Origin of the sequence: Aminobacter sp. MDW-2, assembly GCF_014250155.1 — a bacterium.
Taxonomy (GTDB): Bacteria; Pseudomonadota; Alphaproteobacteria; order Rhizobiales; family Rhizobiaceae; genus Aminobacter; species Aminobacter ciceronei.
The window spans coordinates 4,895,539-4,919,410 of sequence record NZ_CP060197.1 but is presented as its reverse complement, the minus strand read 5'-3'; the positions used below and the strand labels follow the sequence as shown (position 1 = coordinate 4,919,410).

The following is a 23,872-nucleotide window of genomic DNA, read 5'->3' as shown; positions in this document are numbered from 1 at the left end:
GGCTTGCTGCGCACCCTTACTGGATGTCGCAGTTGATGCCGTCGAGGAAGCGCGACACCGTCGGCTTCCAGCTGTCGTCGGGAACGAAGACGCGAACGACGACGATGCCTTCATCGATGGGCGTTTCGACGAAAATCGATTTCTCGAACTCGGTTGGCAGCTCCTTGCGCAGGTCGATCATCTGTGCCGGTGTCAGCACAACGAAATCGAGGGTGCCATCGGTCGCGGTGCGGTCGTTGAAGCTGTAGATGTTCTGCCCGCTGCGGTCGTAGACCGAGACCGACCAGTAGGGGACCTTGCCGGCATTGTCGATGCGGACGACACCTTCGTCGAGATCGAAGCGGCAGGCGGCCTCGAAGAAGGACGGATCGAGCGCCTTCACCACCGGCGTGCCGCCGATCTCCTGGTCGAGACGGACGACCTTGTTGGGGCCGGCGACCATGGCAAGGCGCGACCAGGCATCGCGCTCGGAGAAGCTCGGCACCAGAAGCAGGATGACGATGTGGGCGATGCCGGCGCCGATCAGGCCGATCGCCAGGGCATGAAGCAGCCTACGCATTGCACTGGACCCTGACGATGCGCGGCATCTCGATGCCGGAGAGGCCGGTGCTGCTGGCAATGGGCGTGTCGTAGAAGGTCAGCACCAGGTTCATCGCGCCGACACCTGTGACCGAGAGCCAGTTGCCTGGTTCGGGCCGCGTGCCGACCGCGACGCTGATCGAGTTGTCGGGCTGGCGCAGCACTTCCAGCGAATGCAGCGTGGCATCGCGGCGTATCCCCGATTTGAGCGCGATATGCGCCCTGTCGGTCGCATAGAGCGTCCAGAATCGGGCGACCGGCAGCGACCCTTCGATGCGGTAGTTGCATTCGCTCTTCAGGGTAACGCCTGCGGAGTCGCGGTCGGCGACAAAGCTGAGGCCTTCGGCGCGGCCCAGCGCCAGAACGCCGTCGCGGGCGACACGCGCTTTCGAATAGGGGTCGGCTTCCGGGGTGCCGATGTCGGGAAAGGCGGTCCAGGGGCCGACTGACACGGCGCCGATGCCCTCCTGCGAGTTCAGCACCATGCCGACACTGGCAGCGCCGCCGCCGACAGCGATGGCGATGGCGAGGGCGATCAGGATCGATTGTTTCAGCATGAGCCGCCGCAGGATGGAGTTGGCGGAGGAATATCCTGCCCTTTGACAGGAAGGCAAGCGGGCAGCGGCTGCAACCGGTGGGCGAACATGTGCTGGCTGGATCCTTGCCCCGATGTCACAGTGCCGACAGCGTCTCGGGTTCGGGCGGTGCAACGATCGCGGGCGCCTTGTGGAAGACGTCGGCGATGTCGCGCAGCGCACGGGTGGTCGTGCTGGACAGGACGGGAGGACGGTCGGAGGTATCGACGGCCTGCTGCGGCCCGTTCTTGGCGGCGTCCTCGGCCTTGGCGATGGCCGCCGGATCGACATAGGGATCCTTGATGCCGGGGATCGGCTTGAGGTCGATGTTCTGGTGGGCGTAGGCCATGAAGCGCTGCCAGACCATGGCAGGAAGCGAGCCGCCGGTCATGTTGTTGGTGGTCGAGAAGTCGTCATTGCCCAGCCAGACGGCGGCTGTGTAGTTGCCGGTGTAGCCGATGTACCAGGCGTCGCGATAGGATTGGGTGGTTCCCGTCTTGCCGGCGGAGCGGATGTTGGACAGCGCCGCCTTGCGCGCCGTGCCGACCTCGGGGATCTGCACCATGATCGAGTTCATCGAGGCGACCGCCTGCTCGGACAGCACGCGGTGCGGCGGCGGCGCATCCTTGCTGTAGTCGTAGATGAGCTGGCCGGAATGGGTGACGAGCTGGGTGATGCCGTGGCGGGTGCCGACGATGCCGTTCTGCGCCAACACGCTGTAGCCGGTCGCCTGATCCATGACGGTCAGGCCCGAGGTGCCGAGCACCATCGTCTTGTGCGAGCTGACAGGAGATTCGACGCCCATCGCCTCGGCCATCGCCTTGATCGGCGGGATCGACAGATGGTCCTTGGCAAGGCGTACCGGCACGGTGTTGATCGACTTGATCAGCGCGGTCGACAGCGTCATGCGCCCGGAATAGCCGCGGGTGTAGTTCTTCGGCGACCAGGCACCCCAGCTGATCGGGCCATCCGAAATGACCGATTCCGGCGTGAAGCCGTTTTCCATGGCGGTGGCATAGACATAGGGCTTGAACGACGAGCCGGTCTGGCGCTGCGCCCTGGTGGCGCGGTTGAACTGGCTGGCGCCATAGTCACGCCCACCGACGATGGCGCGCACCGCACCATTGGTCTCGATGACGACGACCGCACCTTCGGTGACGTGATACTCCTTGCCGAACTGGCGAAGGTGAAATTCGACCGACTCTTCCGCCGCCTTCTGGATGTTCATGTCGATGGTGGTGCGGGCGACCAGCGAGTGGATGCCTGATTTCGCCGCGATCTTCTTGACCTCGTCGAAGGCCCAGTCGAGGAAATAGTCGGGGCTCTTGCGGTCGCCGCGGTCGACGATGTCGGCCGGATGCAGCCGTGCCGACAGCACCTGGCCTTCGGTCATGAAGCCTGCCTGCACCAGGTTGCTGAGCACGACATTGGCGCGGGCGCGGGCGGCGGGAAGGTTGATGTGGGGCGCGTATTTGGTCGGCGCCTTGAACAGGCCGGCAAGCATCGCCGCCTCGGCGAGGTTGAGGTCCTTGACCTGCTTGCCGAAGTAGAAGTCGGCCGCAGCTGCAATGCCGAAGGTGCCGCCGCCCATATAGGCGCGGTCGAGATAGAGCTGCAGGATCTCTTTCTTGGACAGGTTCGATTCGAGCCAGATCGACAGGAAGGCTTCCTTGACCTTGCGCTCGACGGTGCGTTCGTTGGTCAGGAACAGGTTCTTGGCCAGCTGCTGGGTCAGGCTCGAACCGCCCTGGACCACCGAATTGGCGCGGACGTTTTCCGACATGGCCCTGACAAGGCCGAGAAAGTCGATGCCGTAATGCTCGAAGAAGCGCCGGTCCTCGGTCGCCAGCACCGCCTTGATGACATGGTCCGGCATCTCGTCGACCGGCACCGAGTCGCGTTGGATGATGCCGCGCTGGCCGATCTCGTTGCCGTAGCGGTCGAGGAAGGTGACGGCGAAGTCGTCCTGGTTGCGCCAGTTGCCGGTGGTTTCCTGGAAGGCCGGCATGGCCAGCGCCAGCATCACCACCGAGCCGCCTGCGGCCATGGTGAAGGATTCGCTCAGGACCTCGATGACGCCGCGGCGCCAGCCTTTGACGCGGAAGCGGCGGAAGAAGATGGTGGCATTTTCCCAGAACTGCTGCGCCCGGAAGCGGAGTTCATAGAGCGACGAGTCGAGCCAGGCGTCGAATGCCAGCAGACCCGCCGAGATGCGGCCTCGTTTCTTGCGCGGTGGGATGGGATTTTCCATTCGAGACGAGCCCGGCACGTGACTGCAGCTTACACCAAAACGCTTTTGCTGGCGAATTCAGGGCGCGCGTCCCTCGGCCCAGCTTCGACTTGTCCCCGATTTTTGTTGCCGCGACAAGAGCAAGTTGAACACAGTCCAGCGATTAGCAGGCAAGCTGCTTTACCCCTGAGATCATGAACATATTGAACCCGAACCCCCGAAATCTGCGATCCGGGCCGCCGCCATGACCATGCCGATCGGGGCAGGCTTTTTGGCGGTGTCGACGATGCGGCGATGACCGATACCCTGATGCGGGTGATCCCTGGGCATCCGGCGCCGGTTGCGATCTTCGCCCGGATGTCGGCAAAGAGCGGATCGGCGAGAATGAGCAGACTTGCATATGCGCGTGTTTGCATGAATTCATTGTTCATTCCACGTTCAGCACTGGCGTATTAGAAATCCTGCCATGAAAACGCTTCGCTCCATATTCCGGCCTGCCATGACTGCGGTCTGCGCGCTTGGCCTGTTTGCCACCTCGGCGGCAGCGGCGCCGATGCCGTCGGCGGAAGGTGGCGAATATCTCGTGGCTGCCGCGGATTGCTACTCGATCGGCCAGCAAGTGGCCGACGAGCATGGCGGCACCCTGGCGCGGGCGTCCGAATCCAACCAGGGCGGCCAGTCGGTCTGCGTCATCGTGGTGCTGGTTCCGGCCAAGGACGGCCAGCGTCCGCGTCGCGTCGAGGTCGTGGTGCCGGCCAACTAGTCTGGATTTCCCGCAACTCCGGAATCGCCTATATCTCCATCATCTTTTCACTGGTCGCAAAACCGCATGCGCATACTCGTTGTCGAAGATGACAAGGACCTGAACCGCCAGATCTCCGAGGCGCTGACCGATGCCGGCTACGTCGTCGACAAGGCCTTTGACGGCGAGGAGGGGCATTTCCTCGGCGACACCGAACCTTATGACGCCATCGTGCTCGATATCGGCCTGCCGCAGATGGACGGCATCAGCGTCGTCGAGCGCTGGCGCCGCGAGGGCCGCAAGATGCCGGTGCTGATGCTGACGGCGCGCGACCGCTGGAGCGACAAGGTTGCCGGCATCGACGCTGGCGCCGACGATTACGTCACCAAGCCGTTCCATATCGAGGAAGTGTTGGCGCGGGTGAGGGCGCTGATCCGCCGCGCCGCCGGCCATGCCTCGTCCGAACTGTCCTGCGGGCCGCTCCGGCTCGACACCAAGGCCTCCAAGGCCGACGTCAACGGCGTGCCGCTCAAGCTGACCTCGCATGAGTTCCGGCTGCTTGCCTATCTGATGCACCATATGGGCGAAGTCGTCTCGCGCACCGAGCTTGTCGAGCATCTCTACGACCAGGATTTCGACAGGGATTCCAACACGATCGAGGTGTTTGTCGGGCGTCTTCGCAAGAAGATGGGCATCGACATGATCGAAACCGTCCGCGGTATGGGCTACCGCATGCGCGAGCCGGAGGCGTAAGGCGGAACAGCTGGCCAAACGACTGGGGCGCTGGAAGCGTTACGCACTCGGGCTCGGACCGCGTTCCCTCGCGTTTCGCGTCATCGCGTTCTCGACCGTCTGGGCGATCCTCGCCTTTGCCCTGATCTTCACCGTCATCAGCTCGCTCTACCGCCAGACCAGCGAGCGTGGTTTCGACAGCCTGTTGTCGGCGCATCTGTTCAATCTCATTGGCTCTGTCGGCGTTTCGGACAGCGGCACGCTGACCGGCGGCCCCGATCTCGGCGATCTCAGGTTCTCCGAGCCTGAATCGGGCTGGTACTGGTCTGTCGAGCCGGTGTCCAAGGGCCTCGTCGGCCAGCTCAGGTCGTCGTCGATGACCGAGCCGGTCACATCGCCTGACGTCGCCGACGTGCCGTTCAACGCCGAGTTCCAGCGCCATTATCGCGTCGCCGGCATCGTCGGCGAGGAACTCGAGGTCTTCGAGACCGAGTTCGTGCTCGATGCGCAGAACCGCATCGCGCGGTTCCGTGTCATGGGCAACCGCTCCGAGCTCGAAGCCGAGATCAGCGGCTTCGAATGGCGCCTGTTCACCTATCTCTCGCTGTTCGGCCTCGGCATGATCGCGATCAACGCCATCGCCATCCTGCTCGGCCTGCAGCCGCTGGCGCGCGTGCGCAACGCGCTGGCCATGGTGCGAGAAGGCACGGCGCAGCGCCTGACCGGGCGGTTTCCCGCCGAGATCCAGCCGCTCGCCAACGAAACCAATGCGCTGATCGAAAACAACCGCCGCATCGTCGAGCGCTCACGGACCCAGGTCGGCAACCTGGCGCATTCGCTGAAGACACCTCTGGCGGTGATGCTGAACGAGGGCCGCGCCTTGGGCGGGCCCAAGGGGCAGCTTTTCGCCGACCATGCCACCGCCATGCAGAAGCAGATCGACCATTATCTCCAGCGCGCCCGGGTGGCCGCACAGCGCGAAAGCGTGGTCTACCGCACGCCGGTGGCGCCTTTGCTCCAGCGCATGGTGCGGGTGATGGAGAAGCTCTCGCGGGGGACGGCGTTTTCGCTGAACTTGCCGGCGACCGAGGTGGTGTTCGCCGGCGAACGCGAAGATCTCGAGGAGGTCGTCGGCAATCTGCTCGAAAACGCGATGAAATGGGCGCACAGTGCGGTCAGGATTTCAGTCGAAGCGGCCGAGCCGGCGAATGAGGAGCCGCCACGGTTTTCGATCCTCATCGAGGACGACGGTCCGGGCATTCCGGAGGACAAGGCGCGCGAGGCGTTGCAGCGGGGCAAGCGTCTCGACGAGACCAAGCCGGGTACCGGCCTCGGGCTGGCGATCGTCGCCGATCTGGTCAAGGAATATGGCGGCACGCTTCGGCTCGAGCGCTCGACGATGGGCGGATTGAAGGCCGTCGTCGAGTTGCGCGGCGTCCAGTAGGGAATAGCAGGAGAAATGGCTGGCCGAATCGGCCCCATTTCGGCCAAAGATGCAATCTAACGCGGCGCCAAGCCCTTGTAAGCGGACGCAAATTCGGGACCGGTGATGAGCATGAGATTTCGGGTGGCACTGGTTACAGCATTGCTTGCCGGCTCAGGCTGCACGACCACCAGCTTGAGCAGCGGTGGCGGCGTGGTGCCGGCGCTTGGCGGCGGTGACGATGGCTCGAGCGGCAAGGTTGCCACGCGCATCATCAATGCCATGGATGGCGGCCTCATCGGCGGCACGATCGGCAATGGCCTGAACGGCGACGACCGGCGCAAGGCGCTGGAAGCCGAATACCGCGCGCTGGAATATGGCCAGGGTGGACAGGCGGTCGCCTGGAAGGGCGGCGATCGTTCCGGCGAAGTCGTGGCCGCGCAGCCCTATCGCGTCGGCTCTCAGGACTGCCGCCAGTATTCGCAGACCGTGTTCACCACCGGCACGCCGTTGATCGCGCGCGGCACGGCCTGCCGCAATGCTGATGGAAGCTGGACGCCGCTGACCTAAGTCTTCACGTGTTGTTGCTTTGGCAGGGGCGTTCGAACCGTCAATAAGCCGCAGCACGGAGATGTTGGCAGCTTGGAGGCTGCTGGCTATTTAGGTGACATGCTGTTCTGGATCATAGCCGCTGTTCTGACGCTTGGTGCAAGCCTTGCGGTCTTGTTGCCGCTGACGCGGCAGACCAGGGCCAGGGACGATGCCAGCCATGACCTCGAAGTCTATCGCGACCAGCTTGGCGAGGTCGACAGGGATGCGGCGCGCGGGCTGATTGCCGCCGCGGATGCCGAACAGGCCCGCGCCGAGATCGCGCGCCGGATCATCAGGCTGGATGCCGAAAATGCGCGCGAGCCAAAGAAGGCATCGCAGCTTGGGCCTCGTCTCGTCGGCATGATCGCCGTGCTGGCCGTGCCGCTGCTGAGCTGGGGCGTCTACACCGCGATCGGCTCGCCCACCGTTCCTTCCCAGCCATTGAGTGCGCGCCTGTCGCAGAAACCGGCGGACAGCTCGGTCGACGAGCTGATTGCCCGCGCCGAGGCGCATCTGGTGGCCAATCCGTCCGACGGCCGCGGCTGGGACGTGCTCGCCCCTGTCTATCTCAGGATCGGGCGCGCCAACGACGCCGTCACCGCCTATCGCAACGCCATCCGCATCCTCGGCTCGACCACTGCGCGCCAGGCCGGCCTCGGCGAGGCGATTGCCGCCTCCGCGGGCGGCATCGTCACGTCGGACGCGCGTATCGCCTTCGAGGCCGCGCTCAAGCTCGAGCCCACCGATGCCAAGGCCCGCTATTTCCTGGCGCTGGCGCTCGCCCAGGAGGGCAAGATTTCAGACGCCGCCGCTGCCTGGCGGCTGCTGGCCGCAAGCCTGCCTGCCGACTCGCCGTGGCGTGCGGCAACCGAGCAGGCGATAGCCCAGGCGGAGGTGCGTACCGCACCGGTCAAGGAGGCCGCCGGCGCGCCTGCACCGAGCCAGGACGACATCGACGCCGCCGCATCCATGTCGTCGGGCGATCGCACGGCGATGATCGAGGGCATGGTGGCGACGCTGGACGAAAAGCTGCGCCAGAACCCGCGCGATCCGGAAGGCTGGGTCCGGCTGGTGCGTTCATACCAGGTGCTCGGCAAGACCGATCTGGCGCAGGATGCGCTCGGCCGCGCCTATGCGGCGCTGGGCCGCGACAGCGAGGACGGCCGCAAGCTGACCGAACTTGCAGGCTCGCTTGGCCTTGATGTCACGGAGTAGACGATGACGCGCAAGCAAAAACGGCTTTCGGTGATCGCGGGCGCGCTGGCCTTCCTGGGCGCCGCCACCGCGCTGACCTTCTACGCGCTTGGCCAGAAGGCGTCCTATTTCTACATGCCCGCCGACCTGCAGACGGCGACCCTGCAGCCCGGCCAGCGCATTCGCCTCGGCGGCCTTGTCGAGAACGGCAGCATCCTGCGCGGGCAGGGCACCCAGGTCGAGTTCGGCGTCACCGATTCCGAAAAGACGGTGAAGGTGCGCTACACAGGCATCCTGCCCGACCTCTTCCGCGAGGGGCAGGGCGTGATCACCGAAGGCAGCTTTGGCCCCGACGGCGAGTTCATCGCCGACAGCGTGCTGGCCAAGCACGACGAGAACTACATGCCCAAGGAAGTCGCCGACAGCCTGAAGGCAAAGGGTGTATGGCAGGAAACGACGCAATGAATGGCGGGCAGCGCTGATGGTCGAGACGGGTCACTTCGCGCTTATCCTGGCGTTCGCCCTGTCGCTGGTGCAGTCGCTGGTCCCGCTCTATGGGGCCTATAAGGGCGACACCAGGCTGATGGCGGTCGGTGGTCCGGTGACCGTCACCGGTTTTGCCCTGATCGCCCTGTCTTTCGCCGCCTTGACCATGGCCTATGTCCAGTCCGACTTCTCGGTTGCCAATGTCTGGGAGAATTCGCACTCGCTGCAGCCGCTGATCTACAAGTTCACCGGCACCTGGGGTAACCACGAAGGCTCGATGCTGTTGTGGGTGCTGATCCTCAGCTTCTTCGGCGCCCTGGTCGCGGCCTTCGGCAGCAACCTTCCGGCCACGCTGCGCGCCAATGTGCTCGCCGTCCAGGGCTGGATCGGCATGGCCTTCCTGCTGTTCATCCTGATCACCTCCAACCCGTTCGCCCGCCTCGTGCCGGCGCCGATCGAGGGCAAGGACCTCAACCCGATCCTACAGGACATCGGCCTCGCCGTTCATCCGCCGCTGCTTTATCTCGGTTATGTCGGCTTTTCCGTCTGCTTCTCCTTTGCGGTCGCAGCCCTGATCGAAGGCCGCATCGACGCGGCCTGGGCCCGCTGGGTGCGGCCGTGGACGCTTGCCGCCTGGGTGTTTTTGACCGGCGGCATCGCCATGGGATCCTACTGGGCCTATTACGAGCTCGGCTGGGGCGGCTTCTGGTTCTGGGATCCGGTCGAAAACGCGTCCTTCATGCCCTGGCTGGCCGGCACCGCGCTGCTGCACTCGGCCATCGTCATGGAAAAGCGCTCGGCGCTGAAGATCTGGACGCTGCTGCTCGCCATCCTGACGTTTTCGCTGTCCTTGCTCGGTACCTTCCTGGTGCGTTCGGGCGTGCTGACCTCGGTCCACTCCTTCGCCAGCGACCCGAGCCGCGGCGTGTTCATCCTGTGCATCCTGACGCTGTTCATCGGCGGTTCGCTGGCGCTGTTCGCCTTCAGGGCGTCGCAGCTTGCGGCCGGCGGCATCTTCCATCCGATCTCGCGCGAAGGCGCGCTGGTGCTGAACAATCTGTTCCTGACCACGGCGACTGCGACCGTGCTGATCGGCACGCTCTATCCGCTGGTCGTCGAAGCCTTGTTCGGCGACAAGATTTCCGTCGGCGAGCCGTTCTTCAACCTCACCTTCGGCCCGCTGATGATCCCGCTGCTGGTCGTCGTGCCATTTGGTCCGTTGCTGGCCTGGAAACGCGGCGATGTCTTTGCCGTGGCGCAGCGGCTGATGTTTGCCTTTGGTGCTGCCTTGCTGGCGGTGCTGGTGACCTACCTGTTCATCGACGGCGCCTCCGTCTTCGCCGCCCTCGGCGCCGGTCTCTCGGCCTGGCTGGTGCTCGGCGCGCTCACCGACCTCGCCTTGAAGGCCGGCATCGGCAATGTCGCGCCCAGGATGGCGCTGCGCCGTTTCGTCGGCCTGCCGCGCTCGGTGTTCGGCACGGCGATCGCCCATCTCGGCCTTGGCCTGACGCTGCTCGGCATCGTCGGCGTGCTCTCCTTCGAAAAGGAAGCGATCCTTGTCATGAAGCCGGGGCAGGTGGTTGAGATCTCCGACTACCGCCTGCGCTTCGACGGGCTGACGCCGGTGCGTGGCCCCAACTTCACCGAGGATCAGGGCCATTACTCCCTGCTCGGCACCAATGGCCAGCCGAGCGATGTCATCATGTCGTCCAAGCGCTTCTATCCGGTGCGGCAGATGCCGACGACGGAGGCCGGCATCAAGACGATGTGGCTCAGCCAGCTCTACATCTCGCTCGGCGATGAAGCGGGAGACGGCTCGGTGGTCGTGCGTGTCTGGTGGAAGCCGCTGGTGACGCTGATCTGGGGCGGATCGCTTGTCATGATGCTGGGCGGCTTCGTCTCGCTGCTCGACCGCCGCCTGCGGGTGGGCGCGCCGGCGCGGCGCAAGTCCGCCGCCAAACCAGCTGCGGTGACGCCATGAAGACCCGGCTGGCGGCGCTTGCCGGATTTGTCGCCGCACTGCTGTTTGCGGGAACCGCGCTTGCGGTGAAGCCCAGCGAAATGCTCGCCGATCCGAAGCTCGAGGCGCGCGCGCGGCTGCTTTCGGAAGAGCTGCGCTGCATGGTCTGCCAGAACCAGTCCATCGACGAATCCGATGCCGAACTGGCCGGCGACCTGCGCGTGCTGCTGCGTGAGCGGTTGCTGGCCGGCGACAGCGACGAGCAGGTGATGGCCTATATCGTTTCGCGTTATGGCGAGTTCGTGCTGCTCAAGCCGCAGTTCAATCTGCGCAATGCCTTGTTGTGGGGCACGCCGGTGCTGTTGCTGCTCGGCGGCGGCGCCTTCGTCGTCCTGCAGGCCCGCTCGCGGCGCAGGCAGGAGCCGGCCGGCCTGACAAAGGACGAGCAGGCAGCACTCGACGCGATCCTGAACAAGGACGCCTGAGCCACGTCAACATTACCAAAGTTTCATGCTTCGGAAATGATCGCGTAATGTGAGCTCCTCTATCTCTTGAACCAACGGATGCGCACCCCGGCATCCTGTTCAAGAGGATCAGAGACAATGAGCACCACCCCCCTTTCGCGTTCTCGCAAGCGTCTCATGGCTGCCGCCGCATCCGTCGCCCTGGCGGGCGCGATCGGCCTCGGCGCCGTCACCAGCGGAACCGCGCCCGTCTATGCCGAGGCCGTGCGCGTCGAAGCGCCCCAGGCGCCCGGTTTTGCCGACGTCGTCCAGCAGGTCTCGCCGGCCGTGGTCAGCGTGCAGGTCAAGGCCCGGATCGATCCGGCTTCCGACCGTGGCATGTCGCCTTTCTCCGACCAGCAGGGTTTTGACAATCTCCCCGACAACCACCCGCTGAAGCGTTTCTTCCGTCAGTTCGGCCAGGATGGTTATGGCGACCAGAACCGTCCGCGCTTCAACCGTCGCGACGGCAGCCAGAAGCCGCGGCCGGTGGCGCAGGGTTCGGGCTTCTTCATCTCCGAGGACGGCTATCTCGTCACCAACAACCATGTCGTCTCGGACGGCACCGCCTATACCGTCGTCGCCAATGACGGCAAGGAATATGACGCCAAGCTGATCGGCACCGATCCGCGCACCGACCTCGCCGTGCTCAAGGTCGATGCCAGCACCAAGTTCACCTATGTCGCCTTTGCCGACGACGCCAAGGTTCGTGTCGGCGACTGGGTCGTCGCCGTCGGCAATCCGTTCGGTCTCGGCGGCACCGTCACTGCCGGCATCGTTTCGGCCCGTGGCCGCGACATCGGTGCCGGCCCCTATGACGACTTCCTGCAGATCGACGCTGCGGTGAATCGCGGCAATTCGGGCGGTCCCGCCTTCAACCTGAACGGCGAAGTCGTCGGCATCAACACCGCCATCTTCTCGCCCTCGGGCGGCAATGTCGGCATCGCCTTCGCCATTCCCGCCTCGACCGCCAAGCAGGTGGTGCAGGATCTGATGAAGAACGGCAGCGTGCAGCGCGGCTGGCTCGGCGTGGAAATCCAGCCGGTCACCGCCGATGTCGCGGAGTCCCTCGGTCTCAACGACGAGAAGGGCGCGCTCGTTGCAAGCGCCCAGGACGCCGGCCCGGCCAAGAAGGCGGGCATTGCTGCCGGTGACATCATCACCGGGGTCAACGGCCAGGACGTCGCCTCGCCGAAGGAACTGTCGCGCCTCATCGCCGGCATCACGCCAGGAAAGTCGGTCGACATCACTGTCTGGCGCAACGGCAAGGCCGAGACGCTGAAGGTCGACCTCGGCGAAATCCCGGGCGGCGACAAGAAGGCCTCCGCCGACCAGCCGGCATCGCCATCCGAGCCGAGCACGCTGGCCGATCTCGGCATGACCGTGACCCGCTCGGAGGATGGCAAAGGCCTTGTCATCACCGACGTCGATCCCTCCAGCGACGCCGCCGATCGCGGCATCCAGGCCGGCGACGTCATCACCGCGGTGAACGCTGTCGAGGTCCAGTCGGCGGCCGACGTCACCAAGGCGCTCGACCAGGCGGAGAAGGCGGGCCGCAAGGCGGTGCTGTTCCAGATCAGCCGCGAGGACTCCAACCGCTTCGTCGCCCTGCCGCTGAACCAGGGCTGATCGGTCGCTCCCGTCGCGTGGTTTCATCACCCCCGACCGCATGACGGGAGATGACGGCCGGATAGTCTGTCAGTCTTCTATTCCGGCCCGGCGGCAGCGGACTCCCATCAGCCCGCTGCCGCTTTCACGTTGAGAGGAAACGACATGTCGCCTCTGACATCCCGCAAAATCGCGTATAACGACGGCATGAAGATTCTTGTCATCGAAGATGACCGTGAGGCCGCCGACTACATGCAGAAGGCCTTCGCGGAAGCCGGCCACACCGCCCATGTCGCGGGCGATGGCGATTCAGGTTTCGCCCTTGCCGATGCTGCCGAATACGATGTGCTTGTCGTCGATCGCATGTTGCCGCGGCGCGATGGTCTTTCGGTGATTGCCGGCCTGCGTTCGCGCGGCAACACGACACCTGTGCTGATCTTGTCGGCGCTCGGCGAGGTCGACGACCGGGTCACCGGCCTGCGCGCCGGCGGCGACGACTATCTCACCAAGCCATATGCGTTTTCGGAGCTTTTGGCCCGTGTCGAAGTACTCAACCGGCGCGCGCCGACGCGTGAATCCGAGACGCTCTACCGGGTCGGCGATCTCGAGATCGACCGGCTGTCGCATACGGTGCGGCGCGCTGCGCAGGAGATCGTGCTGCAGCCGCGCGAATATCGCCTGCTCGAATATCTGATGCGCCATGCCGGCCAGGTGGTGACGCGCACGATGCTGCTCGAAAACGTCTGGGACTATCATTTCGACCCCCAGACCAACGTCATCGACGTCCACATTTCGCGCCTGCGCGGCAAGATCGAAAAGGGCTTCGAGAAGCCGATCCTGCACACTATCCGCGGCGCCGGCTACATGCTCAAGGCGGGCTGATGGCATTCAGGCTGCCGGCCATCATGAAGACGACCGCAGCGCGCCTTTCGGCGCTCTACCTCCTGCTTTTCGCCCTCTGCGCGGTGCTGCTTGTCTTCTACATGACGTCGCTGTCTGCACGCATGCTGATGGTCCAGACCCAGGAAACCATCAACGAAGAGGTCCAGGGCCTTGCCCGCGGCTACCAGCGCGGCGGCATCCCGGTGCTGGTACGCGTGGTCGAGCAGCGTTCGCGCCAGCCCGGCGCCAACCTCTATCTGCTTGCCGACCCCAATGGCCAGATCCTGTCGGGCAACGTCCAGAGCATCCAGCCGGGCGTGCTGCAGCGCGAAGGCTGGACCGAACTGCCCTTTTCCTATGAGCGCTACGGCGAAGCTGCCGGCAGGCGCCAGTCTGCCGAGACGGAAACACCGACCGAGGTCGGCCACAACGCCATCGCGGTGGTGCTGCGCCTGCCCAACCAGATGATCCTGATGGTCGGCCGCGACCTCGGCGAACCCGAACGATTCCGCGACGTGATCCAGCGCTCGCTGATGCTGGCGCTGGCCATGATGGGTTTCGGCGCGCTGCTGATCTGGTATTTCGTCGGCCGCCGCGCCCTCAAGCACATCGACGGCGTCTCGGAGGCCAGCCGCCGCATCATGGCCGGCGACCTCAGCGGCCGCCTGCCGGTGACAGGCGCCGGCGACGAATTCGACCGGCTCTCGGAAAACCTCAATGCCATGCTGGCCCGCATCGCCCATCTCAATGATGGGCTGAAGCAGGTCTCCGACAACATCGCCCATGATTTGAAGACCCCGCTGACGCGCCTGCGCAACCGCGCCGAGGCGGCGCTGTCGGGCAAGAAGACCGGCGCCGATTATCGCGAGGCGCTCGAAGGCACCATTGCCGAGTCCGACCAGCTTATCCGCACCTTCAACGCCATCCTGATGATCTCGCGCCTCGAGGCCGGCTACTCCGCCGAATCCACCGACAAGGTCGATCTCGCCGCCGTGGTTCACGACGTCGTCGAACTGTACGAGCCGGTCGCCGAGGAACTGGGCGTTGGCTTAGAGTCGTCCGTCGCCGGTCCGGTCGTCGTCAACGGCAATCGCGAGCTGATCGCTCAGGCGCTGTCCAACATCATCGACAACGCCATCAAATACTCGGCTGGCGCGGTCGAAAAGCCGCATGTCGGCGTCACCCTGCAGCGCGACGGCGACGAAGTCAGGCTGCAGGTGTCGGACAACGGCCTCGGCATTCCAGACGAAGGCGATCGGGCGCGCGCCATCGAACGCTTCGTGCGGCTGGAAAAGAGCCGCTCGCAGCCGGGCTCGGGCCTCGGGCTCAGCCTCGCCAAGGCGGTGATGAAGTTTCACAATGGGCGGCTTGATCTTCTGCCCGGCAATCCCGGATTATCGGTCCTGATGGGCTTTCCCGGATCGAAGGACGCATAGATGAAGATCGAGGCCGCCAAGAAGACAGCGATCGAGTGGCGCCTGGAGCCGGTAAGCACCGTCGCCCCGCTCGATCCGGCACGCGCGCAAGGCGAGCTGGCGGAGTTTGCCGGCACGGCCAAGGAGGAGGGGCTCGACCGTCTGGCCACGTTCCTCAAGGCGAAAGGCCCGGCCCAGTCCTTTCTCGCTGCCGTCTTCGATCTTTCCGAATTCATGCGCGACAGCGCCCGACGCCAGCCGGAGATGCTGGACAGGCTGTTCGACCAGACTATCGAACAGCGGCTTTCAGACATCGGCATCGCGATTGCCGCTATCCCGTTCGAGGACCGCATCGCCGAAAACGCCCTGATGATGCGCTTGCGCCGGCTCAAGGGCGAGGCGCATTTCCTGATTGCGCTTGCCGACCTGTCGGGCGAGGCGAGTGCAGCGGATAGCGTGCGCCGGCTGAGCGACCTGGCCGACCTGTGCACCGGTGCGGCGGTCAATTTCCTGCTCCGCGACGCCCATGGCCAGGGCAAGCTCAAGCTGCCCGATCCCGAAAACCCGACTGTCGGCTCCGGCTGGATCCTGCTCGGCATGGGCAAGCTCGGCGCCCATGAGCTGAATTTCTCTTCCGACATCGACCTTGTGGTGTTCTTCGACCCCGAGGCGCCGGCGATTGCCGACCCGTATGAAGCAACGGAGCTGTTCGCGCGGCTCACCCGGCGGCTTGTCCGCATCCTGCAGGACCGCACCGAGCACGGTTATGTCTTCCGCACCGATTTGCGCCTGCGTCCCGATCCCGGCTCGACGCCGCTCGCCATTCCGGTCCTGGCCGCGCTGCATTACTACGAGAGCCGTGGCCAGAACTGGGAACGCGCCGCGATGATCAAGGCGCGTCCGGTGGCGGGCGACATCGCAGCCGGCGAGGCCTTCCTCAAGGAGCTCCAGCCTTATGTCTGGCGCAAATACATGGATTACGCGGCGATCGCCGACGTCCATTCGATCAAGCGCCAGATCCACGCCCACAAGGGCCATGGCGAGGTCGCGGTCAAGGGCCACAACGTCAAGCTCGGCCGCGGCGGCATCCGCGAGATCGAGTTCTTCGTCCAGACCCAGCAGCTGATCGCCGGCGGCCGCTTCCCTGAATTGCGCGGCAAGGCGACGGTGCCGATGCTGACGCAGCTTGCCTTGCGCGGCTGGATTACGCCCGAGGCGCGCGACGCGCTCGAACGGCAATACTGGTTCCTGCGCAGCGTCGAGCACGCCATCCAGATGGTCGCCGACGAGCAGACCCACATGCTGCCGGAGGACGACGAAGGCCTCCAGCGCATCGCCCATATGCTCGGCTTTGCCGATGCGGATGCCTTCTCCAAGGCGTTTCGCGCTTCGCTGCAGGAGGTCGAGCGCCATTATGCAGCGCTGTTCGAGGCGGCACCCGAACTCTCTTCCGGCGTCGGCAATCTGGTCTTCACCGGCGACGTCGACGATCCCGACACGTTGCACACGTTGCGCCAGCTGGGTTTCCAGCGCCCCTCCGACATCTGCCGCGTCATCCGCAGCTGGCACTTCGGCCGCTACCGCGCCACCCAGTCAGCCGAGGCGCGCGAACGCCTGACCGAACTGACGCCGGCACTGCTCGAAGCCTTCGGCAAGACCCGCCGCGCCGACGAGGCGCTGATGCGTTTCGACGAGTTCCTCGCCGGCCTGCCGGCGGGCATCCAGCTGTTTTCACTGCTCCAGTCCAATCCGGCCCTGCTCAAACTGCTAGCCACAATCATGGGCGCAGCCCCCCGGCTGGCCGGCATCATCACCCGCCGGCCGCATGTCTTCGATGGCCTGCTCGACCCGGCATTGCTGTCCGAACTGCCCGACCGCGCCTATCTTGCCGCGCGTCTGGCGGCCTTCCTCGAAAGCACCCGGCTCTATGAGGAGGTGCTCGATCGCCTGCGCATCTTCGCCGCCGAGCAGAAATTCCTGATCGGCGTGCGCCTGCTCGCCGGCGCGATCGACTCCGCCCGTGCCGGCAAGGCTTTTTCCGATCTCGCCGACCTGACGGTCGGAGCGGCGCTCGAGGCCGTCGAGGCCGAATTCGCCCGCCGCCACGGCAAGGTTGCCGGCGGCAGGGTGGCGATCCTCGGCATGGGCAAGCTCGGCAGCCGCGAACTGACCGCCGGCTCCGACGTCGACCTGATCCTGCTTTACGACCACAGCGAGACCGCGGAGGAGTCCGACGGCGACAAGCCGATGGCGCCGTCGCATTATTTCTCGCGTATGACCCAGCGCCTGATCGCTGCGGTGTCCGCGCCGACGGCCGAAGGCGTGCTTTATGAGCTCGACCTCCGGCTGCGCCCCTCTGGCAACAAGGGGCCGGTGGCCACCCATATCGACTCATTCCGCAAATATCAGCGCGGCGAAGCCTGGACCTGGGAGCATATGGCGCTGACCCGCGCCCGCCCGATCGCCGGCGACGCCTCGCTCTGCACCGAGGTCGAAGCCGAGGTCGCGGCCATCATCGCCTTGCCGCGTGATGCCGCCAAGGTGACGACCGAGGCCCGCGAGATGCGTGAGATGATCGAGGCCGAAAAGCCGCCGCACGATCTCTGGGACATCAAGCTTGTGCCCGGCGGGCTGATCGACCTGGAATTCATCGCTCAGGTCGCGGTCCTGACCGGCCGGATCGAGGGCCAAGGCCACGCCACCGGAACGGCCGAGACGCTGCACCGGCTTGCGCCTGGCTTTGCCGATGCGCAGGTACGGCAGGATCTCATCGATGCCTACGGGCTCTATCAGGCGATCACACAGATGACGAGGCTGTGCCTCACCGGTGCGTTCGAGCGGAACGACGTTCCGCCGGGGTTGTCGGACCTGCTGCTTGCGGCAACCGACCTTCCCGATTTCAGCGTGCTGGAGGCACATCTCAAGGAGACGTCGCAAAAGGTCAGGGGCCACTTTGACCTTTTGCTCCGTGCGAAGGGCAAATGAGGCGATGGGACGCCGCATGAGCTTTTCGATCAGCATCGGGGGTGTCGATGCAACAGGAGAAACCCCATGAACACGTCAACCAGGATCGCGATCGCCTTTCTCGCCCTCGCGGGCACGGCCGGAACCTCAGCCTTTGCCGCCAGCGGGCCAGGGCCGCGCGGCCAGAACATGAAGCCTGAGATGCGCTTCGAAAAGGCCGATGCCGACAAGAGCGGCGACGTCACCTTCGAGGAGTTCGCGGCCGCCATGAACAACCGGCTGCTGGACGCCGATGAAAATGCAGACGGCAAGATCACCGTTGCCGAGGTGGCGGACCAGATCCAGCGCATGCGCGCCGAGCGCATGGCCCAGCGCCTGATCAAGCGCTTCGATGCCAATGGCGACGGCGAATTGACCAAGGCCGAGATCGAGGGGCGCCAGAAGAAGATGTTCGCGCTGCTCGACCGCAATGACGACGGCAAGATCGTCAAGGACGAGATGCCGGTTCGCGGCATGCATGGCCGCGGCGGCAAGCGCTGACGCCACATTGGGACCTAAGCTGAGCAACCTCCCGGAGATTGCCTCTCCGGGAGGTTTTGTTTTGTCCGGACACAACCCAGCGCAAACTTGGGGCTCGATCAACGGCCGGAGAGCATGGCCTCCCTAAGAAGCTCGTTGAGTTTGCCGTGAGGCTCAGGCGGCTTTGGCCAGGCGCTCGACCTTCTTCACCGGGATGCGCACCGACACGATGGTGCCGACGCCCTCGGTCGAGCGGATCTTCAGCGCGCCGCCATGCAGTTCGGCCAGCGAACGCGAAATGGCGAGGCCGAGGCCCGAGCCGGCATGGTTCTTCGAGAACTGGTTCTGCACCTGCTCGAACGGCCGGCCGAGCTTGCCCAATGCGTCCTTGGGAATACCGCAGCCATTGTCTTCGATCGACAGCGTCAGCGCCCCCGAGGCGTTGCGCGCCCGCACCGAAATGCGTCCGCCTTCGCCGGTGAACTTCACCGCGTTGGACAACAGGTTGATGACGATCTGCTTGACCGCGCGCCGGTCGGCGAACAGCGTCATGGAATCGGCGATCTGCGTCTCCACGGTGATCGACTTCTGTGCCGCCTGCAGCGACACCACCCGGACCGTTTCGCGGATCAGCGGGCAGAGATCGATCTCCTCGCGGTCCATCGAGAATTGGCCGGCCTCGATCTTCGACATGTCGAGGATGTCGTTGATCACGCCCAGAAGGTACTTGCCGCTGGAGTTGATGTCGCGAGCATATTCCTCGTAGCGCGGCGAGCCCATCGGGCCGAACAGACGGCCTTCCATCAGCTCGGAGAAGCCGATCACCGCATTGAGCGGCGTGCGCAGCTCGTGCGACATGTTGGCGAGGAATTCCGACTTGGCCCGGTTGGCCGCCTCGGCGCGCTCGGTTTCCTTCATGTATTTGCGGTTGAGTTCGACCAGTTCGTGCGAGCGCTCTTCCTCGGAGCGCCGGGCCAGGCTGAGATCGTGGATCGTCGCCATCAGCCGGCGCTCGCTCTCCATCAGCTTGTCCTGGTGCTGCTTGATCTGGGTGATGTCGGAGCCGACCGACACCATGCCCCCGTCGCGCGTGGTCAGCTCGTTGACCTGCAGCCAGCGGCCGTCGGCCAGCTGGCGCTCATAGGTGGCGCCGCCGCGCGGCCCGTTGGCATTGGCCAGCCGTCGCTCGGAAGCGAAGGCGACCATGCGTTCCTCGATCTCTTCGCGCGCCGTGCCCGGCAGCACGTCGCGGTCGCCGAGCCCGTTGTCGTGCTGGTATTTCGAATTGCACATCACCAGCCGCCCGTTGGCGTCCCACAGCACGAAGGATTCGGTGATGTTTTCGATCGCTGCCCTGAGCCGCTGGTCGGCCGCTTCCGAGCGCAAGGCAAGGTGGCGCTGCTCGGTGATATCAACGGCAATGCCGGTCATCTGGATTTCGGGCGCTTCCGGGTCGACGACCTGGGCGCGGGCGCGCATCCACACCCAGCGGCCGTCGGCATGGCGCATGCGGAACACCCGGTCGATATGGTCGACCTCGCGCATGATCACCTGGTTGGCCAGTTCGAACAGGTCGCCGTCCTCAGGATGGATGATGCGGGCGACTTCGCCGAAGGACAGCATCGCCTCGCAGGCCTCGTAGCCGAGCAGTTCATACATCGAGCGCGACCAGTACATCTTGCCGCGCACCATGTCCCAGTCCCACAGTCCGCACTTGCCGCGCACCAGCGCCAGGTCGATGCGCTCATGCGCCTCGAGATAGATGCCGTCGGCGGCCTGGGCGCGCGCCGCCTGGCTGAAATAGGCGAACAGGATGACGATCAGCATGCCGGCGGTCATCACGAACAGCGCGACATTGAGCGACACGGTCTTGCGCCAGTCGGCAAACACCGCGTCCTGCGGCACCATGGCGGCGGCCGCGGCGCGCTTGTCGTCGGCGATGCTGACCGCTGCCAGCCAGTCCCGTCCGCCGATGCGCACCTCCATCACGCCGGCCCGGTCGCCGAACATGAACAGCGGCTGCCCGCCCGAGACGAGGCCGTCGAGCGCCTGGCCCTGCCAGCCTGTCGACTGCGGGCTGACGGCGACGATGCGGAAATTCTGGTCGGTCAGCGCAACCACATGGCTGCGGCTCAGCGTGCCTTGCTGGCTGGTGCGTTCGAGCAGGTCCTGGCTTGCGGCGGCAAGCGGTCGCTCGGTCGTGGCGCCGACCATCAGCGCGTTGACCAGTTCGCCGGCCGAGAGCGCCAGGATCGCCTTGGCGTTGCGCTCGACGTCGTCGCGCTGCGCCATCAGCGACAGGAAGCGTGTGCCGGCGATCACGATCAGGAAGACGACGATCAGCGTCGGGATCGAGCGGCGCAGCAGCGGCTCGGCGGCCAGCAGACGGCGGTATGCGGGTTCGGCGATGAGGCGTGCATTGCCCGACAGACCAGCGCTGCGCGCCTGCCTGCGACGGCCAATAGCAGTCTGATCGGGCGCGCCCCACGCGTCCGCCTTTGCCATAAATGGCTCCCCAAATCCCGTTTCCTGGCAGCTCGATGCGGAATACGCCGAACATCCGAATCGTCCCTAAGGAATCAAAGCTGATTCGCCTTGTCCAGTGGTCGGCGCGAAAAAGATTAAAGTTCGACTAAAAGCCTGATGAATTGGCTGCGGCGTAGCGCGCATGTCAAAGCGGCAGCCCGGGGCTCCGGAAGCCGCCTAAAAACGAGGGATGTCGTGGCGAACCGGCCTGATCAGGCCAGCGTGCGCTCGATGATGTCGCGCAAGTCGGCTGACAGGCCTTCCTTGGCCTGTATCGTCAGCAAGGCGTCGCGGGCCTTGGCCTGGCGCTTCGGCTCGAGCGAACGCCACGAGCGGAGTGCCGTTGCCAGCCGTGCTGCGACCTGCGGGTTGCGCTTTTCCACCATCAGCACCATCTCCGTGAACAAGGCGTAGCCGGCGCCGTCGGCGCGGTGAAAGCCGGTCTGGTTGGCGCTGGCAAAACCGCCAATCAGCGAGCGCACCCGGTTGGGGTTGGCGATCGAGAAGGCCGGGTGCTCGGTCAGCGCCCGCACCGCATCCACGGCGCCGTCGCCCGGCGCCGTCGCCTGGATCATGAACCACTTGTCCATGACCAGCGGGTCGCCGCGGTAGCGCTTGTCGAATTCGGCAAGTGCTGCCTTGGCTTCCTCGCTGCCGGCATGGCGGTGCGCCAATACGGTCAAGGCGGCGGCGCGGTCGGTCATGTTGGTCGCCGAAGCAAAATGCGCTGCCGCGCGCCTGGCGCCCTCGGGCAGGATCGCGAGATAGTCGAGCAGCGTGTTGCGCAGCGCCCGGCGTCCGGCGCTCGCCGCATCCGGCGAGAACGGAGCTGATATCAACAGGTCGTCGTAAAGCTCGGAAAAGACTCCTGCATTGGCTTCGGCGATGCTGCGCGCCAGCGCTTCGCGCCCGGCGTAGATGGCGTCGGGGTCGATGTTCTTGCCGATCTCGCGGGCAATGTCGGCTTCCCCAGGCAAAGCCAGCGCCAAAGCGCGGAAGGCATGCTCGAGCGTGTCGTCGCCCGAGATGCGTCCGGCCAGTCCCGTCAGCTCGGTGGCGAACTTCGGCTGCTTGCCGCCGAGAATGTTCCTGAACGCCGCGATGATCGCGTCGGTCAGAAGCGTGTTGAACGCCTGCCAGCGCGAGAACGCGTCGCTGTCATGGGAGGCAAGAAAGATCTGGTCTTCCGGCCGCTGCTCGATGCTCAGGGTAATGGGTGCCGAGAAGCCGCGATTGAGCGACAGCACCGGCCGCTCGGCGACACCTGTAAAGGTCACCACATGCTTGCGTTTGCGCACATGGATGACGCCGTCCTCGACGGTCGCGCCCTCGGCGCCGGCGTAGGCCATGTCCTTGCCGTCGCTGCCGACCAGGCCGAAAGCGAGCGGGATGTGCATCAGCCGCTTGCGGCTTTCCGACGGTGTCGGCGGCACCGATTGCTCGACCTCGATGGTGAACTCGGCGGTGGCGGGGCTGTGCTTGGTCGTCACGCTCAGATTGGGCGTGCCGGCCTGGTGGTACCAGAGCGCGAACTGCGACAGGTCGCGGCCCGACACGTCCTCGAACACCTGGATGAAATCCTCGATGGTCGCGGCATCGCCGTCATGACGCTCGAGATAGAGGTCCATGCCACGGCGGAAGGTCTCGGCGCCCAGGATGGTGCGGATCATGCGCACCACTTCCGAGCCCTTTTCGTAGACGGTCGGCGTGTAGAAGTTGTTGATCTCGCGATAGCGCCTGGGGCGGACCGGATGGGCCAGCGGGCCCTGGTCCTCAGGGAACTGGTGGGCGCGCAACGTGCGCACTTCGGCGATGCGCTTGACCGGCCGCGAACGCTGGTCGGCGGAGAATTCATGGTCGCGGAAAACCGTCAGGCCTTCCTTGAGGCAGAGCTGGAACCAGTCGCGGCAAGTGATTCTGTTGCCTGTCCAATTGTGGAAATATTCATGCGCGATGATCGCCTCGATATTGGCGAAATCGGTATCCGTCGCGGTCTCTTCGTCGGCCAGCACATATTTGTCGTTGAAGATGTTGAGGCCCTTGTTCTCCATAGCGCCCATGTTGAAATCGGACACGGCGACGATGTTGAAGACGTCGAGGTCGTATTCGCAGCCGAACACCTCCTCGTCCCATGTCATCGAGCGGCGCAGCGCGTCCATGGCGTAGCCGGCCTGGTTCTCCTTGCCGTGCTCGACATAGATGCCGAGTTCCACCTGCTTGCCCGAGGCGGTGACGAAGCGGTCCTTGATGCAGCCGAGATCGCCGGCGACCAGTGCAAAGAGATAGGACGGCTTGGGGAAGGGGTCGTGCCAGACGGCATAATGCCAGCCGTCTTCGAGGTCGCCATGTTCGACCGGATTGCCGTTGGAGAGCAGCAACGGCGCCTCGCTGCGTTGCCCCTCGATCCGCACCGTATAGACCGACAGGATGTCGGGCCGGTCGAGGAAATAGGTGATGCGGCGGAAGCCCTCGGCCTCGCACTGGGTGCAATAGACGTTGCTGGAGCGGTAGAGGCCCATCAGCGCCTCGTTGCGCGACGGCGCCAGCTCGGTCTCGATCAAAAGCGTGAAGCGGCCGGATGCGGGCGGATTGTAGATGACCAGCCGGTCGGGCGTCGCGTCGAAATCGGCAGCGTCGACGGCTTCGCCATCGATCTCGATGCGGCGCATCGTCAGGCCGTCGCCGTCGAGCTCGAGCTGCACCGGCTTGTCGATGCCGGCGCGCCGCTCGATCGTCAGCCGCGCCACCACCCTGGTGCTGTCCTCGCCGAGCCGGAAGTCGAGTTCGGTTCTCGGGATCAGGTAGTCGCTGGGCCGGTAGTCTTCGAGACGAAACACCTGTCCAGTATCAGTGCGCATGTGATGGCCTTCCTGTCGACTTCCGGATGCTCGCCGCAGGCTGGCAGAATAAATATGCGGCCGCTGCTCTTTACACGAAACGCCC

19 protein-coding genes are annotated in these 23,872 nt (G+C 65.0%); 13 read left to right on the top strand and 6 right to left on the bottom strand.

The features are described 5' to 3' along the window. Window positions 1-16 precede the first annotated feature (16 nt). The 4 genes from H5P29_RS24340 to H5P29_RS24325 form a co-directional block, all read right to left on the bottom strand. Complete coding sequence (locus H5P29_RS24340; RefSeq protein WP_067964339.1) at window positions 17-559, bottom strand: DUF1254 domain-containing protein; 543 nt, start codon at window positions 557-559, stop codon at window positions 17-19. Continuing rightward, a complete protein-coding gene (locus H5P29_RS24335) occupies window positions 552-1,136 on the bottom strand; it encodes a DUF1214 domain-containing protein (protein WP_154384987.1) in 585 nt (194 codons plus the stop codon). The genes H5P29_RS24340 and H5P29_RS24335 overlap by 8 nt, the downstream gene beginning before the upstream one ends. A 115-nt stretch (window positions 1,137-1,251) precedes the next feature. Continuing rightward, on the bottom strand, window positions 1,252-3,405 hold the full coding sequence (locus tag H5P29_RS24330) for a transglycosylase domain-containing protein (RefSeq protein WP_154384988.1): 2,154 nt from the start codon (window positions 3,403-3,405) through the stop codon (window positions 1,252-1,254). A gap of 29 nt (window positions 3,406-3,434) precedes the next feature. Next, on the bottom strand, window positions 3,435-3,815 hold the full coding sequence (locus H5P29_RS24325) for a hypothetical protein (protein ID WP_154384989.1): 381 nt from the start codon (window positions 3,813-3,815) through the stop codon (window positions 3,435-3,437). 35 nt (window positions 3,816-3,850) lie between these two features. Between H5P29_RS24325 and H5P29_RS24320 the strand changes: the two genes are divergently transcribed. From H5P29_RS24320 to H5P29_RS24260, 13 genes are all read left to right on the top strand, one after another. Then, on the top strand, window positions 3,851-4,147 hold the full coding sequence (locus H5P29_RS24320; protein ID WP_067964334.1) for a hypothetical protein: 297 nt from the start codon (window positions 3,851-3,853) through the stop codon (window positions 4,145-4,147). A gap of 66 nt (window positions 4,148-4,213) precedes the next feature. Then, window positions 4,214-4,879 carry a response regulator transcription factor gene (locus tag H5P29_RS24315; protein WP_067964332.1) on the top strand — a complete coding sequence of 222 codons (666 nt, stop codon included), beginning with the start codon at window positions 4,214-4,216 and terminating at the stop codon, window positions 4,877-4,879. 22 nt (window positions 4,880-4,901) lie between these two features. Beyond that, a complete protein-coding gene (locus H5P29_RS24310) occupies window positions 4,902-6,302 on the top strand; it encodes an ATP-binding protein (RefSeq protein ID WP_067964329.1) in 1,401 nt (466 codons plus the stop codon). A 105-nt stretch (window positions 6,303-6,407) separates the two neighbouring features. After that, complete coding sequence (locus tag H5P29_RS24305) at window positions 6,408-6,851, top strand: hypothetical protein (protein WP_331461845.1); 444 nt, start codon at window positions 6,408-6,410, stop codon at window positions 6,849-6,851. Window positions 6,852-6,950: 99 nt separating this feature from the next. After that, window positions 6,951-8,087, top strand: a complete 1,137-nt coding sequence (gene ccmI, locus H5P29_RS24300) for a c-type cytochrome biogenesis protein CcmI (protein ID WP_154384991.1) — start codon at window positions 6,951-6,953, stop codon at window positions 8,085-8,087. A gap of 3 nt (window positions 8,088-8,090) precedes the next feature. Further along, window positions 8,091-8,531, top strand: coding sequence for a cytochrome c maturation protein CcmE (gene ccmE, locus H5P29_RS24295; protein WP_067964325.1), 441 nt, complete (start codon window positions 8,091-8,093; stop codon window positions 8,529-8,531). 16 nt (window positions 8,532-8,547) lie between these two features. Beyond that, window positions 8,548-10,533 carry a heme lyase CcmF/NrfE family subunit gene (locus H5P29_RS24290; RefSeq protein ID WP_154384992.1) on the top strand — a complete coding sequence of 662 codons (1,986 nt, stop codon included), beginning with the start codon at window positions 8,548-8,550 and terminating at the stop codon, window positions 10,531-10,533. Next, entirely contained in the window at window positions 10,530-10,997 is a 468-nt protein-coding gene (locus tag H5P29_RS24285; RefSeq protein ID WP_067964321.1) for a cytochrome c-type biogenesis protein, read from the top strand. Before H5P29_RS24290 ends, H5P29_RS24285 begins: the two co-directional genes overlap by 4 nt. Window positions 10,998-11,114: 117 nt before the next feature. Beyond that, complete coding sequence (locus tag H5P29_RS24280) at window positions 11,115-12,644, top strand: DegQ family serine endoprotease (protein WP_154384993.1); 1,530 nt, start codon at window positions 11,115-11,117, stop codon at window positions 12,642-12,644. Between the two features lie 186 nt (window positions 12,645-12,830). Next, window positions 12,831-13,505 carry a response regulator transcription factor gene (locus H5P29_RS24275; RefSeq protein WP_067964316.1) on the top strand — a complete coding sequence of 225 codons (675 nt, stop codon included), beginning with the start codon at window positions 12,831-12,833 and terminating at the stop codon, window positions 13,503-13,505. Further along, window positions 13,505-14,941: an ATP-binding protein gene (locus H5P29_RS24270; RefSeq protein ID WP_154384994.1), complete on the top strand. Its 1,437-nt coding sequence runs from the start codon at window positions 13,505-13,507 to the stop codon at window positions 14,939-14,941. Before H5P29_RS24275 ends, H5P29_RS24270 begins: the two co-directional genes overlap by 1 nt. Continuing rightward, the gene (locus H5P29_RS24265) at window positions 14,942-17,905 is read left to right on the top strand and encodes a bifunctional [glutamine synthetase] adenylyltransferase/[glutamine synthetase]-adenylyl-L-tyrosine phosphorylase (protein WP_154384995.1); all 2,964 of its coding nucleotides are present in this window, start codon (window positions 14,942-14,944) and stop codon (window positions 17,903-17,905) included. It begins immediately after the preceding gene. 66 nt (window positions 17,906-17,971) lie between these two features. Beyond that, on the top strand, window positions 17,972-18,424 hold the full coding sequence (locus H5P29_RS24260) for an EF-hand domain-containing protein (RefSeq protein WP_154384996.1): 453 nt from the start codon (window positions 17,972-17,974) through the stop codon (window positions 18,422-18,424). Window positions 18,425-18,577: 153 nt separating this feature from the next. Here the strand turns inward: H5P29_RS24260 and H5P29_RS24255 are convergent, their stop codons facing one another. Then, a complete protein-coding gene (locus tag H5P29_RS24255; protein ID WP_154384997.1) occupies window positions 18,578-20,908 on the bottom strand; it encodes a PAS domain-containing sensor histidine kinase in 2,331 nt (776 codons plus the stop codon). Between the two features lie 233 nt (window positions 20,909-21,141). Continuing rightward, the gene (pepN, locus tag H5P29_RS24250; protein WP_154384998.1) at window positions 21,142-23,787 is read right to left on the bottom strand and encodes an aminopeptidase N; all 2,646 of its coding nucleotides are present in this window, start codon (window positions 23,785-23,787) and stop codon (window positions 21,142-21,144) included. Window positions 23,788-23,872 lie beyond the last annotated feature (85 nt).

Coding starts and splice junctions, on each gene's coding strand:
- ccmI (WP_154384991.1), top strand. CDS start 6,951: ATGCTGTTCTGGATCATAGCCGCTGTTCTGACGCTTGGTGCAAGCCTT.
- H5P29_RS24320 (WP_067964334.1), top strand. CDS start 3,851: ATGAAAACGCTTCGCTCCATATTCCGGCCTGCCATGACTGCGGTCTGC.
- H5P29_RS24280 (WP_154384993.1), top strand. CDS start 11,115: ATGAGCACCACCCCCCTTTCGCGTTCTCGCAAGCGTCTCATGGCTGCC.
- H5P29_RS24275 (WP_067964316.1), top strand. CDS start 12,831: ATGAAGATTCTTGTCATCGAAGATGACCGTGAGGCCGCCGACTACATG.
- H5P29_RS24335 (WP_154384987.1), bottom strand. CDS start 1,136: ATGCTGAAACAATCGATCCTGATCGCCCTCGCCATCGCCATCGCTGTC.
- H5P29_RS24265 (WP_154384995.1), top strand. CDS start 14,942: ATGAAGATCGAGGCCGCCAAGAAGACAGCGATCGAGTGGCGCCTGGAG.
- H5P29_RS24285 (WP_067964321.1), top strand. CDS start 10,530: ATGAAGACCCGGCTGGCGGCGCTTGCCGGATTTGTCGCCGCACTGCTG.
- H5P29_RS24325 (WP_154384989.1), bottom strand. CDS start 3,815: ATGAACAATGAATTCATGCAAACACGCGCATATGCAAGTCTGCTCATT.
- H5P29_RS24315 (WP_067964332.1), top strand. CDS start 4,214: ATGCGCATACTCGTTGTCGAAGATGACAAGGACCTGAACCGCCAGATC.
- H5P29_RS24340 (WP_067964339.1), bottom strand. CDS start 559: ATGCGTAGGCTGCTTCATGCCCTGGCGATCGGCCTGATCGGCGCCGGC.
- H5P29_RS24305 (WP_331461845.1), top strand. CDS start 6,408: ATGAGCATGAGATTTCGGGTGGCACTGGTTACAGCATTGCTTGCCGGC.
- ccmE (WP_067964325.1), top strand. CDS start 8,091: ATGACGCGCAAGCAAAAACGGCTTTCGGTGATCGCGGGCGCGCTGGCC.
- H5P29_RS24255 (WP_154384997.1), bottom strand. CDS start 20,908: ATGGCAAAGGCGGACGCGTGGGGCGCGCCCGATCAGACTGCTATTGGC.
- H5P29_RS24260 (WP_154384996.1), top strand. CDS start 17,972: ATGAACACGTCAACCAGGATCGCGATCGCCTTTCTCGCCCTCGCGGGC.
- H5P29_RS24330 (WP_154384988.1), bottom strand. CDS start 3,405: ATGGAAAATCCCATCCCACCGCGCAAGAAACGAGGCCGCATCTCGGCG.
- H5P29_RS24290 (WP_154384992.1), top strand. CDS start 8,548: ATGGTCGAGACGGGTCACTTCGCGCTTATCCTGGCGTTCGCCCTGTCG.
- H5P29_RS24270 (WP_154384994.1), top strand. CDS start 13,505: ATGGCATTCAGGCTGCCGGCCATCATGAAGACGACCGCAGCGCGCCTT.
- pepN (WP_154384998.1), bottom strand. CDS start 23,787: ATGCGCACTGATACTGGACAGGTGTTTCGTCTCGAAGACTACCGGCCC.